The 12276-nt window shown below is 61.9% G+C and carries 11 protein-coding genes and 1 pseudogene; 6 read left to right on the forward strand and 6 right to left on the reverse strand.

Annotation, left to right across the window (positions count from 1 at the left end; genetic code table 11):
* Positions 1-29: 29 nt before the first annotated feature.
* Entirely contained in the window at positions 30-1112 is a 1083-nt protein-coding gene (gene pilM / locus GG26_RS10485) for a type IV pilus biogenesis protein PilM (protein WP_240527700.1), read from the reverse strand.
* 283 nt (positions 1113-1395) lie between these two features.
* Here pilM and GG26_RS10490 point away from each other — a divergent pair, with 283 nt between their 5' ends.
* Positions 1396-2517, forward strand: coding sequence for an iron-containing alcohol dehydrogenase family protein (locus GG26_RS10490; protein WP_099813216.1), 1122 nt, complete (start codon positions 1396-1398; stop codon positions 2515-2517).
* Positions 2518-2537: 20 nt separating this feature from the next.
* On the opposite strand, the gene GG26_RS10495 is transcribed toward GG26_RS10490, so the two are convergent.
* The 3 genes from GG26_RS10495 to GG26_RS10505 all read right to left on the reverse strand — a co-directional run bounded on the left by GG26_RS10495 (position 2538) and on the right by GG26_RS10505 (position 5745).
* Positions 2538-3476 carry a DMT family transporter gene (locus tag GG26_RS10495; RefSeq protein ID WP_240527702.1) on the reverse strand — a complete coding sequence of 313 codons (939 nt, stop codon included), beginning with the start codon at positions 3474-3476 and terminating at the stop codon, positions 2538-2540.
* Between the two features lie 249 nt (positions 3477-3725).
* A complete protein-coding gene (locus tag GG26_RS10500) occupies positions 3726-4844 on the reverse strand; it encodes a glycosyltransferase family 9 protein (protein ID WP_011429872.1) in 1119 nt (372 codons plus the stop codon).
* A 127-nt stretch (positions 4845-4971) separates the two neighbouring features.
* Complete coding sequence (locus GG26_RS10505) at positions 4972-5745, reverse strand: hypothetical protein (RefSeq protein WP_240527703.1); 774 nt, start codon at positions 5743-5745, stop codon at positions 4972-4974.
* A 34-nt stretch (positions 5746-5779) separates the two neighbouring features.
* Here GG26_RS10505 and GG26_RS10510 point away from each other — a divergent pair, with 34 nt between their 5' ends.
* Together GG26_RS10510 and GG26_RS10515 are read left to right on the forward strand one after the other, a co-directional pair.
* On the forward strand, positions 5780-6019 hold the full coding sequence (locus tag GG26_RS10510) for a hypothetical protein (protein ID WP_240527704.1): 240 nt from the start codon (positions 5780-5782) through the stop codon (positions 6017-6019).
* A gap of 203 nt (positions 6020-6222) precedes the next feature.
* On the forward strand, positions 6223-7506 hold the full coding sequence (locus GG26_RS10515) for a DUF4912 domain-containing protein (RefSeq protein WP_099812268.1): 1284 nt from the start codon (positions 6223-6225) through the stop codon (positions 7504-7506).
* A gap of 102 nt (positions 7507-7608) precedes the next feature.
* Here GG26_RS10515 and GG26_RS10520 read toward each other — a convergent pair whose 3' ends face one another.
* Complete coding sequence (locus tag GG26_RS10520) at positions 7609-8640, reverse strand: anthranilate phosphoribosyltransferase family protein (protein ID WP_099812269.1); 1032 nt, start codon at positions 8638-8640, stop codon at positions 7609-7611.
* A gap of 113 nt (positions 8641-8753) precedes the next feature.
* Positions 8754-9719 carry a LysR family transcriptional regulator gene (locus GG26_RS10525; RefSeq protein WP_011431998.1) on the reverse strand — a complete coding sequence of 322 codons (966 nt, stop codon included), beginning with the start codon at positions 9717-9719 and terminating at the stop codon, positions 8754-8756.
* A gap of 124 nt (positions 9720-9843) precedes the next feature.
* On the opposite strand from GG26_RS10525, the gene GG26_RS10530 reads away from it, so the two are divergent.
* The 3 genes and pseudogenes from GG26_RS10530 to GG26_RS10540 all read left to right on the forward strand — a co-directional run.
* Positions 9844-10995 carry a serine hydrolase domain-containing protein gene (locus GG26_RS10530; RefSeq protein ID WP_099813218.1) on the forward strand — a complete coding sequence of 384 codons (1152 nt, stop codon included), beginning with the start codon at positions 9844-9846 and terminating at the stop codon, positions 10993-10995.
* Between the two features lie 367 nt (positions 10996-11362).
* Positions 11363-11941 (forward strand): XdhC family protein, encoded by a 579-nt coding sequence (locus GG26_RS10535; protein ID WP_049749728.1) that lies wholly within the window; start codon positions 11363-11365, stop codon positions 11939-11941.
* 70 nt (positions 11942-12011) lie between these two features.
* A pseudogene (locus GG26_RS10540) lies at positions 12012-12276 on the forward strand (RNA-guided endonuclease TnpB family protein); the annotation flags it as partial.

Consider the following 12276-nt stretch of genomic DNA (forward strand, 5'->3'; position numbering starts at 1 on the left):
AGGGGATCCTCTTGGGCGGATCCCGAAGACTACTTGCTGGCTTCCCGCATGGCCAGCCCCAGGGCCACTCCCATCGCCGGTCGCTCCTCCAAGGGCACCTCGATTGAATCCGGTATCAGGATGCTGCCGAAGGGATCCGCTAACTCTACGGCCAGGCTCAGCGACTGCGACAAGAAACCATCCATTTGGCCAATAGCCGCCCCCGGCCCAGCCAACAATACCTTCACCACAGGGGAGTTACTCTCTGCGCTGGTAAAGAAATCAATGGAGCGCCTCAGCTCGTCCGCCAAATCGGAAACGACCCGCGCCACGGCTGCCACGCCCGGGTTACTGGGAACCGGTTGCTCTCCCGTGGCCAAAACATCGGCGGGGTTGATCAAGGGTAACCTTAGAGTTCGCAACAGGTCGCCGGTGCGGCTAACCGGCAAATTCAGGGCCTGGGCTAGCACCTGCCGCATGTGAATGGTGCCGATGTTGACGGTGCGGGTAAACTGCGGGATGCCGTTGACCAAGATGCTGATCTCGCTGCTGTCGTAGCCGATGGAGCTGAGCAACACCGCCTCTTGGGGGCTGTACTGGATGAGTTGGTCACGGATGGTGCGAATGAAGGAGAAGCTGGCCAGCTCCACACAGCGCGCCTTCAAGTTGGCCGCCTGCAGCACGGCCAGGTAATTGTCCACCACCTCTTTGGGGATGGCTGCTAGCAGCACCTCGATGCGCTCAATGCCATCCTGGGAAAGGTCTAGGCCCAGGGGCTGGTAGTCCACATCCGCCTGATCCCGGGGGTAGGGGATGTAGAGCTCCGCCTCCTGTTCTAGAACCACCCGCCGCAACTCATCGGCAGGCAGGTCAGCAGGCAGGCGAATGAGACGGACGATCGCCTCTCGCACCGGCACCGCGGTCGCCACTGGCAAGCTGGTGGGCACCTTGTATTCGTTTAGTAAGTTGGCCAATGTCAAGCCAACTGTGCTCGGATCAAGAATGCGCCCCTCGATCACTGCCCCCTCTGGCATTTCCACGCTGTGGTAGTGAACCAGACGATAGCGACCATTGCCCTGCTTCTTGACTTGGGCAACAGCAAGGCGCTCGGGATTGATATCTACCCCAAGCATGGTTTGAGTTTTGGAGCCACCAAGAAAGCCGAACACGCCCTGCCCTCTGCGCCACTGCTAGACGCATACTACCCAATTTGTCTGGGGGTTACCACCATTTGCAGTTGACTGCTGGCAAAGATTTGTGCTAGCTGACCCTCCCCTGCCAGGGATCCCAACCCGTTCCAAGCAAGCGAGGCTTGCCTGTAGCTACACCCTAGATGGGAAAGGCAGAACTTGCGGCTAGAATCGTAGTCTGTATCTATATATGGACACTGGGCTGACCCTATCGCCCCTCTTTGAAATGCTGAGAACTTGTGAATTCGACCTGGCCATTCCGGCCCCAGGCCGGCTATACCGCGGCAGCGGCATCCTCGAGGCTGTCCCCCTGACAGCTCTGGGATCCCGCGTGTTGGTGATCGGGGGGGAGCGCTCCCTGGCCGTGGCCGAGCTGCCCCTGAAGCGCAATCTGGGGCGGGATCCCGCCGTTCAGGTTTACTGGAGCACCTATGGTGTCGACTGCAGCGAGTCGGAGCTGGCTCGCCTACAGGCCCTGGCCACGGCAGAGTCCGTAACCGGCATTGTAGGGGTGGGGGGCGGCAAGGCCCTAGACACGGCCAAGTTGGTGGCCCATCGCTTGGGGATCCCGGTGGCGACGGTGCCCACCTCCGCCGCCACCTGTGCCGCCTGGAGCGCCCTGTCCAACATCTACTCTGACACAGGTGCCTTTCAGCGGGATGTGGCTTTGGATCGGGCACCTGCCGCTTTGATTCTGGACTATGAGCTCATCCTGCAGGCCCCGGCGCGCACCCTGGTGGCCGGGATTGGAGATGCCTTGGCCAAGTGGTACGAGTCTTCTGTCAGCAGCGGCGCCTCGGAAGATGCCCTGGTGATCGGAGCTGTGCAGCAGGCCCGCGTTTTGCGGGATTTGCTCTTGCAACAATCGGTGGCGGCCTTGAGGGAGCCGGGTGGCACGGCTTGGAAGCAGGTGGTGGATGCCTGCATTTGCCTGGCGGGGATCGTCGGCGGCATGGGAGGGGCCAAGTGTCGCACCGTGGCCGCCCACGCCGTTCACAACGGCCTAACCCATTTGCCGGGACACCGGGCCACCCTGCACGGGGAGAAAGTGGCCTTTGGCATTTTGGCCCAGCTCCGCCTAGAGGAGATCCTGCAGGGAAGCCAGTTGGCGCTGGCCGCCCGCACCCAGTTGCTGGCGTTCTACCGCCAGGTGGGGCTGCCCCTCAACTTGCGGGATCTCCACCTCGACCACCTGGGATCCGCCGAGCTGCTGCAAGCAGCCCAGGTGGCCTGCCAGCCAGGCTCCGATATCCACCACCTGCCCTTCCCCGTCAGCCCGGAAGCCCTGCTGGTGGCTCTTACCACCACCGACCTGACCAGCTCCAGCCCCGCCTTGCTGCGGCTTTAGGCCCGCCAGCCTCTGCCACCTTAAACTTTGCCGGTACGGGCCTGAGTTTTCCTCACCCGCCGCCGCGCCTCGCCGTAGGCCCCGGAGGTGGCGCCTGCCAAGATCAGGGCTCCGCCCAGCCAGGTCCACCCATCTGGGAGCTCGGCAAATGCCCAGAAACCGATTAGACTGGCCCAGAGCAAGCGGGAAAAATCCAGAGGCAGCAGCATCGTCACCTCAGCCAGCTTGTAGGCTTGGGTGAGGGCCACCTGGCCCAGGCTGCCCAACAGCCCCATCGCTGCCATCCACAGCCACTGCTCCGGCGAAGGCCAGGTCCAAACCCAAACAGCAGCCAAGAAGGAAAGGGGGGTCTGCAACAGGCCCATGTAGGCCGTGATCGTGAGGCTGGACTCGGTGCGGGCGAGGATCTTGAGCACAATGGTTACCCAGGCAAAGAGCGCTGCCGCCGCCAAGGCCAGCCCCGTTCCCAAAGAGAACTCCCGCAAGCCCGGCCTCAACACCACCAAAGCCCCGACAAACCCCAGGCCCAACCCCAGCCAGCGGGAGGGGCGCATCTGTTCGCCCAATACCCAGACCGCCATCATGCCGGCAAACAAAAGCTGGACAAAGCTCAGCGCCGTGGCCTCTGCCAAAGGCAAGAGGCTGGCCGCCCAGAAGGAAAGCAGCATCCCCACCGTGCTGATTGCCGAGCGCAGGAGGTAGAAGCTCATCTTGGCGGTGCGCAGCGAGTGGATCCCTGCTCGCAAAAGCAGCGGTACCAGGGCAAGAAACCCGAATAGGTTGCGCGAAAACACAATCTCAAAAGGGTGCAGGGCAGGCGTGTTGAGGCGGATGATCGCCCCCAGGCAGGCAAAGCAGAAGGTGGCCAGCAGCTTCAGGGCAACCCCTTGCCAAGCCCTCTTGTTTCTCCGCTCGGCAAGGTGATCCACCTGGTGGCGATACCCCGTCCCCAAAGTCACAGCTCACACCCAAATGGTTTAGGCACAGAGTTTTCAGCCTCGGGCTCTCAGCTTAACCAGGCTCCTAGGGATCCGGCTGCGCTTCTGGGCACTCCCTGCCGTCCACTGGCCCATCTGATCGGCGGGGCGGGGATCCCTGGGAGCTATGGCCATCTCAAATAGCCATGAACAAGTTGTTCCCTCGCTCCACAGCTCCCCTCTCCCAGAGGGAGAGGGGCTGGGGGTGAGGGGAGAGACGGGCTGGAAGGTCTAGGTCTTCTTCAGGATCTGTCGGAGGTAGGCAATCACTGTCTCTGGCTTGAGGTGGGCCATGCAGGGGTGGCCTTCCACCAGGCAGGCTTCGTTTTTGAACTTGTTTTCTGCGCAGATCCGGCATTTATAGGAAGTCTGGGTAACGTAAACATGGGGCAGGCGTGGAGCCCACAGCCGCACGGGGCTAGCTCCATCGCCATCGGCGTCGTTGCCAAACAGGGCAATGGTGGGGCAGCCCACGGCCGCCGCAATGTGCATCGGCCCCGCGTCCACGGAAATACAAACCCGCGCCCGCTTCAGGGCCCCGGCCAACTCGAGGAGGCCGGTCTTGCCCCGCAGGTCGATCATCCCCGTCTGGATCAGGAGTTGGTCTTCGCCGTCGCCGTGGTAGAGGGATCGCTGTAGCTCGGGGGCGCTGCCAATGAGCCCCACCTGCAAGCCCTGCCCCTGGCACCATTCGATCACCTGGCGCCAGTACTGCAAGGGCCACATCTTGGCACGGCGGGTGGTGGTGATGTGCACCAAGACTTCCGGTACTGCAAAGTCGGGATCCCGGCTGGGCAGCTCCAGGCGGAAAAAGTCGGTCTCTACGTAAGCCAGGCGGCAGAAGATCTCGGCGATGTAGTTGCTAGTGAGGATATCTTTGTAGCGCTGCAAAAACGCCAGGCTGTTCCAGTCGTCGTCCTGGAGCATGCGCTGCACCGGGTCGGAGCCGGGATCCAACTTGCGGCGAAAATCCAGGGTCAAGCCGGCCCCGGCAATGTACCGGGGTCGCAGGGCCGTCACCGCCACCAGGTTGAGCTCGCTGAACTCGTCGCAGTTGATGGCCAGATCGTAGGGCCCGGCCTGGGCCACCCGATCCCGCACTGCCGCCGTCAGGGCCTCGAGGTAATCGGGGCGGCGGCTGTAGAGGGGGAAGCTGAAGTCGATATAGGGACAGTGGAGCTCAAAGTCGCGGGTGGTCTCGCTGCCGAAAAAATCCAGGACACAGCCGGGGTATTTCTCCTTGAGGCCGCGCAAGAGGGGGACGGTGACCACGAAGTTGCCCACCTTGCTGGAAGAAAATACCGCTAGGTGGGGCCGTTCCCGCAGAGGCTGGTTGGCAAACCGTTGCATAAGGCTGGGATCCCCAGGAAGATATCAACCCCGCTGGAGGTGGTGCGGGTGGTGCAGACAGAGCACTTTTGCTAGGCTAGCATTCCTCTGTCCTGTGCTTTGATGGCCATGCTGGGATCCCTGGGCCTCAGGGGAGACTGGCTTGGCTGCCATCCCAGATGACCACCACGGCAAAGCGATCCAGAAAGCCGCTGCTGGCGTTCATCTGGCGCAGGTTGAAGGCGTCTTCGGCGGAGATCACCAGGTCGTAACCCAGCGTGCGCATGGCGCGAAGGCGGTGGGGCCGTTCTCCAATCCGGTTGACCAGCGAGCGGGCCTGCTCTTCCGAGGTGGTGTAGGCGGCGGTGCCCTCGCTGCCCACAAAGGCGGCGTTGAGGTCTTGGCCAAGGTTGATAGGCGGGTAAACTGGGTTGCCGTCGGGATCCAAAAGGCGCATCGACTGGCTGGGCAAAAAGTCCAGGCCCCGCGCATCGACAATTAACCCAGTTACCTGGGGCTCTCGCCGCCGGGATCCCGCCTCTAGGCCAGTTCCACCCCCTGGGCCCATCCCTGAGCCAGGGCTGGAGCCGCGCACCCCGCTCTGGCCGCTGCCGGGCCCGATCACGTCTCCCTGTCCAGAGCCAGAGCCGCCGCCGGGGCTGGTGCCCAACTGCCGCAACAAGTCCAGATCGAAAATCGGCCCTTCCGACCCTGCGTCCTCGACAGGAAACGCCGACTCTACGTTTTCTACCTGGTCGGGAGTGACCGGACGCCAAGGCGTTTCTTCCGGGAGGGGTTGTTTCTCAACCGCTGGGGCAGGGGATCCCCCCTGGAGGCGGTAGAGGGGAGGAAACAGGGTTTGCGCTTCAACAGCTTCCCCCGGCCAGACCAGAATCCCCAGCGCTGCCCAGATCGCTCGCATCCCTGCACCGTGAGTCCTATCTTTCCACCACCTCATGCCCACACCTCTTGGCCTGATAACCTGCGGCTCACCCTTCCCCCATGCTACCCAGGCAAAGCCGGTGCGGCAGGGGATCCCGCGCAGTCCTCTTTTGGACTGGAGAGCAGCGGCTGATGCTTGGCCGCCCATCCGCCGGCAAGGGCGGGCCGCAAGCCCATTTTGGGGATCCCTGACTCGAGATGGCGGGGAAAACGAGGCTTTGATCCCCAGCGATCCCCAAGCTCTTGACCAATAGGCAAAAATACGTGAACATAAGTTCATCATTCCTTTGATCCCCGTTGATCCCGACCTATGGTCATCAGCGGTTGGAAAACGCCAAGCAGGCTGTTACCCCAGTGGGCCAGGGGTTGCCCTTAGCCACAAGCTGGGATCGGCCTTTGGGTTAGCCAGTGGAGTGTGCGCACAAGCCCGATCTGTTGAGGACAGGAGACCCCGACCATGCCACAAGAGCGGATCCCGTTGGAAGAGATGACCATCCGGCAGTTGCGAGAAGAAGCTGCCCGCTACCAGATCCCCAAGTACAGCCGCATGACCAAGGATCAGCTCATCCAGGCTGTCCGGGAGGCCCAGGCCAAAGCTGGCCGCCCCGCCGATACAATGCCGGAGCCGAGCGGCCAAGAAGCGGTGACTGGCACCAAGTTTGTCGGCCCAGGGCGTAGCAATCCCGATCTGGTCGATGTGGACAAGCCGCTGGGGGATTTGCCGGATGGCTATGGCGAAAGCCGCATCGTTTTGCTGCCGCGGGATCCCCAGTGGGCCTACGCCTATTGGGATGTGCCCAACGAGGCCAAAGAAAGCAAGCGCCGCGAGGGAGGGCAGCAGTTGGCGCTGCGCCTCTACGACGTAACCGATATCGATTTCGAACGCCAGCCGGCCCACAGCATGCAGGAGTACCCCTGTGACGAGCTGGCCCGCGAGTGGTACTTGCCGATCCCGGTGAGCGACCGCTCCTATTTGGTGGAGATCGGCTACCGGACCGCAGATGGCCGCTGGCTGATGTTGGCCCGCTCGGCGGCGGTGATGGTGCCGCCGGTCTTCCCCTCCGACTGGTTTGAAGAGCACTTCCTGACGGTGCCCTTTGACATGCCCCTCCAGGGCCGCACCCTCTACCAGCTCACCGAGCCCTACAAGCGCAGCGCCACCGGCATGGGCGTGGTGGCCTACAAAGGCGACGAGCCGCAGCGGCAGAGGACGGCGGATCCCTTCCTGGAGATGGTGGGCGGCTTCGAGGCGATGCGGGTGGCGGGATCCCTGTTTGGCAGCCACCAGATGGGCAGCCGTCAACTGGTGCCCGAGCAGGCCATCAGCTCGTTTATTATCCCGTCGGGCGTGGGCATGATGGGAATGGCTATGGCCATGGCCGAAGTGCCTGCTGCTCCCTGGATGGCTTCCGGGTCGGGACTAGGGCTGTTCTCCGGCGCTTCCGAAGTCCTGCCGCGGCGCTCCCGCAAGTTCTGGCTGGTGGCCGATGCCGAGCTGATTGTCTATGGGGCCACGGAGCCCGATGCCACCGTCACCATCGGCGGGCGCAAGATCCAGCTCAACCCCGATGGCACCTTCCGCTTCCACATGGCTTTCCCGGATGGCAACATCGACTTCCCCATCTTTGCTGTGGCTGCCGACGGCGAGCAAAACCGGGAGATCCACATGACCTTCGACCGCCGCACCCTCTCCCGCCGCACCAACACCAAGGAGGAGGCCATCGAAGAGTTGTTGCCCTGAAGGATCCAACCTTTCCCTTCTTGCCCCCTGGAGCTGGCCGGGGGGCTTTCTTTCCTGGGCTGGAGAGCTTGACTCCAGCCATCAAAACAGGGGATCCCAGCCCTAGGAGAGGTCAATCACCTGGATCAGTTGTTTCAGCTTCTCCATCACCCGTCCAGAGCGAAGCAGGTCTTCCGCCTGTTGGATCCCTTCTGGCAAGGATGGGGCGTGGCCGAGGAGCCACAGATAGCTGCCCCCATTCCAGAGAACGGCTGGAGTGAGTTCACAGGGATCCCCGCTGAGCACCTGCTGCATCTGCCGGAGCAGCTCTTTCTCGCCGGAGAAGGGGATCTCCGGGCCTGCCAAGTGGCAATCTCTGGCCTTCAAGAGCAGCCGTTTCCCGCCCTGGTTGAGAATGGCCGCCCGTTCCCGCGGCAGGTCGCAACTGCCTTCCAGACCTTTGACGGTGGTAAATTGCCGGATCTCCCGCAGGGCAAACAGCTCCAGCATCGTGGCCTCGGTGGGCGGATGCACGTACCCGGCCACCAGGTGAAAGGGGCCTTGGTAGGGTGTCCAGACCAGCTCCAAGGTGGCCAAGGGGGGGCGCTTGCCGATTTGATCCCGGTAGTCCATCAGGGCCTGAGCCTGGGGAAAACAGGTGGGCAAATACAAAAATCCCAGCCCGGTTTGTTCCAGCAGTTGCCCCACCCGCTCCAGGGATAGCCCTCGCCAATCCACCCCCAAGCTCCGCCACACCGCTTCCAAGGGCAGCCCATACTTGGTGGGACAGAAGCCAGAGCCATGCAGCAAAACGGCTGACCCTGCCGCCGCCAGCAGCAAAGCCACCAGCACCCCCAGCGGCGCAGTCCGCGAGCGGCCATCGTAGGGATGGCCAAAGATGATCAAGGGATGGGGCAAATCCCGTTGGGGCAGAAGAGGGCCGTCTTCTGCGTAGGCATCCAACATACCGGCCAGCTCTTCGGCAGTGGGGCGCTTGATGCGGTGGGCAATTAAAAAAGCCCCGATCTGGGCGGGAGTGGCCTCCCCCCGCAGGAGCATTCGAGCAGCGCTGGCGGCCTCTGCCCGGCTGAGATCCTGGTGGGTGTGGGTGCCGCTGCCGATTTTTTTCAACAGCTCGCGAAACTCTTGGCTCATAGCATCGGCGGTCGGGAGCGCTGGGCTACCCAAGTAGGGGGAGATAACGGCGGAACACTTGCAACTACCGATACAGGTATTTGACAACTTACAGAAATTTCTACAAAAAATCCCTACAGAACTGACAACAGCCCGGCAGAGGGCTGAGGGAAATGGGGATCTGTACCGGAAGCAGGCTCAACCTCAGACTGCCTGATAAGCTGGGCGGCCAACTGCAAAAACCGGCGAATGGGAGGGATCCGATAGCGATCGCTGGTGGTAACCATAACCACCTGTCGCCTCAATAGGGGGGGCTCGGTGGGTCGCACCTGCAAATCCGGATCGGCGCAGCAGTCCACCAGGGCCGACTCCGGCAGGAGGGCAATCAACTGCCCCTGTCGCACCACCCCCCGAAAGGCATCCAAGGTGTTCAGTTCCAGGGCTGCTTTCAGGGGAAGCCCCTGTCGGGCCAGATGGGATCCCACCAAGGAGCGCATGGCATAGCCATCCTTGAACACAGCCTGGGGATACTCCGCCAGCACCTTCCAGGGGATCCGCTCGTAGCGGCTGAGGGGATGGGTGGCGGGCATCAATACTTGAATTGGCTCCGAGTACAGTGGCTCCACCACCAGTTCTGCCCCCCGGGTCATCAGGGGATTCTCCATTACCAGGGCCACGTCCACCAGCCCATCCCTGAGCACCTTCAAGGCGCGGTCGCTGCCCAGAGCGGTAACCCGCAACTGCACCTCTGGGTACTCCCGGCAAAACTGTTGCAGCACCGGCGGCAGTTGATGGGCGATCAGGGAATGGATCCCGGCAATGCAGAGCTCGGTTTGCTGGCCCTGCAGCCATTCTCGAATGCTTTCCTGAGCCCGCTGCCATTCTTGACAGATGCGACGGGCATGGGGCAAAAGCCGTTCCCCGGCCACAGTTAGGGCCACCGGGCTTTTGCGATGCAACAGCGGAGCCCCCACCGCTTCTTCCAGGGCCTGGATCTGGCGGCTAATAGCCGATTGGGTCAGACCGCTGAGGCGAGCAGCGGCCAAAAAGCTGCCCGTTTCCACCACGTTCAAAAAGGCTTGCAACAACTCCAGCCGCACTCGGGATCCCTTGATGATGTAGCCTGCCGTGGTGGCATCCTAGCTGGGGAAGCGGTAGGCTTTTGTAAACACCGTTACAAGTTGTTTGTTGGACTGGGGATCCCCAAGCCAGGAGGAGAAGCAGATGGGCTGGGATCCGACCTTGCTGGAGGGGCTGCTCAACTCCGCCATTCCCCACCTTTTCCCCGCTGCCCAGGTGGTCATCCGCCACAAGGGAAGGTGTATCTACTCAAGGGCGGCAGGCCATCTCGACCCTGAGACCCGGCGCCAACCGACAACCTCGGCCACCCGTTTTGACCTGGCCTCGCTGACCAAGCTGTACACCGCCACCGCCTGCATGGCCCTGGTGGAAGCCGGAGCGTTGCTGCTGGATCAACCGGTGAGTCTCCTGTTGCCGGAGTTTCAGGGATCCCGCCCCATTGCCCCCTATGAAGATCCTCTGCAGCCGGGGAAATGGATTGCTGTGGAACCGGAATCCTTAGGCCAGCTTGTTGCAACAGAACAGGTGACGGTGCGGCAGTTGCTGGCCCACACCGCCGGTTTGCCCGCCTGGCGGCCCCTGTTTCGACAGCCCGATGCCGAATCGGCCCGGCACATGGCCCTGCACACCTTTTTGGCCTACAGGCCGGGATCCCGCAGAGTCTACAGCGATCTTGGATTGATCCTGCTGGGGCTGGCTTTGGAACGTCTGAGCGGAACCCCTCTGGATCAGATCTTGCATGCCCGGATCTTGCAGCCTCTGGGCCTGAGCCAAACTCAGTTTTATCCAGGGGATCCTTTCGACCCACCCCCTGTCTCTGTCTCTTGTGCCCCCACCGAGCTGTGTCCTTGGCGAAAGCGCCGCCTACAGGGGCAGGTTCACGACGAAAATGCCGCCCGCCTGGGCGGGATCGCCGGCCATGCCGGACTATTCGCCACGGCAGAGGAAGTAGCCGCTTTCGGAGAGAGTTTTTTGACGGGATCCCTGTTGCAGCCGCAGACGGTGAGGGAAATGACCCGCGAGCAGTTGCCTCAGCAAGGGGATGCCCACCGCTGTCACGAGCGCCGGGGTTTGGGGTTTGCCTTGCGCTCCCCGGATCCCTTGGCCAGCAGCTACCCGTTCAGCCCCAGCGCCTTCGGCCACACCGGCTTCACCGGAACCTCCCTGTGGATCGATCCAGAGCGGGAGCTGGTGGTGACGCTGCTCACCAACGCCGTCTACCACGGTCGGCAGGAGAACGGATTCCAGGCTTTCCGGGTTGCCTTCCATCAGGCCATCCTAGAGGGGCTTTCTTGATCATTGAGTCCCTGACCGTTCCCGCTAGGGTGCCGTAGGCATAACCGAGGCTGAGGTGGACGAGACCTTTTACCGACAGTTGGCAGACATGCTGATACATTTACGCTGAACACTGCTGAACATCACTGTTCAACTATGCAGCGATAGCATTCTGTTTGTTTCCAAACAGAATGGCGGTATCCCGCAAAGCTTTGAGTAGAATACCCAAAGCGCAGTTTCCGTGTCGTCTTACTACCAATTTTCTGCTTTGCTTTGGCTACCATGTTGGCAGACTCGAAAGTAAACAGAAAGATCAACTGGTAGTAATCCGTACTGAACATATTATACATTATTTTCAGTATAGTTGAGCTTATTATTGACTAGAGTCATGCTCTCCCGCGGGCCGCTGGTGGTAGCCACCGTGATCCGCACCCAGGGATCTGTGCCTCGCCAGGCGGGGGCGAAACTGGCTGTGGGATCCGATGGCACCCTGTTGGGCACTGTTGGCGGTGGGGCTGCCGAAGCGGAAGTCATTGCCCGAGCGCAAACCCTTTTGCAGACCGCTGTTCCCGTTGGCGATGGCGATGGGGAGTCCTCGCCGGCTGGGATGCCGGTTTCCCTCGATCTCAACAGCCCTCCCTTGGGCGTTTGCGGGGGACGGATGCACATTTGGCTACAGCGATGGCAGGGATCCCTTGCCCAAACGTTGGTGGCCCAGATCCTCCAGGCTCTGACCCAAGGGCAAAGGGCTTGGCTGATCACTCCCCTCCATCCTCAGGGGTTCCCCTACCTCAGCCTTAGCGACAGCGGTGCGGAGCACTTTGCCCCCCTGCCATCCCGCCCACAGCTCCTCGCGGGATCCTGGGTCGAGCCCCTCCTCCCTTCCCCCACCCTGCTGATCGTCGGAGCGGGCCACTGCGGCCTGTCCCTGGCCCAGGAAGGGATCCCGGAGACCGCCTTCAGCTAGAAATCGCAGGAGCCCCGCACTGTACCCGTAGGGTCAGTGTCGGGAGGAATGCGGAAGTTATGATAGAACCATGACCCAAGTCCTGACCGTCTCCTGCAAGCTCAAGGTGTCCCAGTCGCAAGCCGCAAAGTTGGATGCGACAATGGATGCCTTTGTGCAGGCGTTGAACTGGGTCAACCAAAACACACCAGAAAAAGTAGTCAACGCAGTCAAACTCCAGTCCCTTTGCTATTACCAGATTCGCGCTCGGTTTGGCTTGTCCAGTAACTTGGCTCAGCAAGTCTGCAGACGGCTGGCCGGTGCCCGTAAAGTTGCCCAACAGAAAAACCGCCCCG

Origin of the sequence: Synechococcus sp. 'PEA 65AY6A-5F PE A' (assembly GCF_047462575.1) — a bacterium.
Lineage (GTDB): Bacteria > Cyanobacteriota > Cyanobacteriia > Thermostichales > Thermostichaceae > Thermostichus.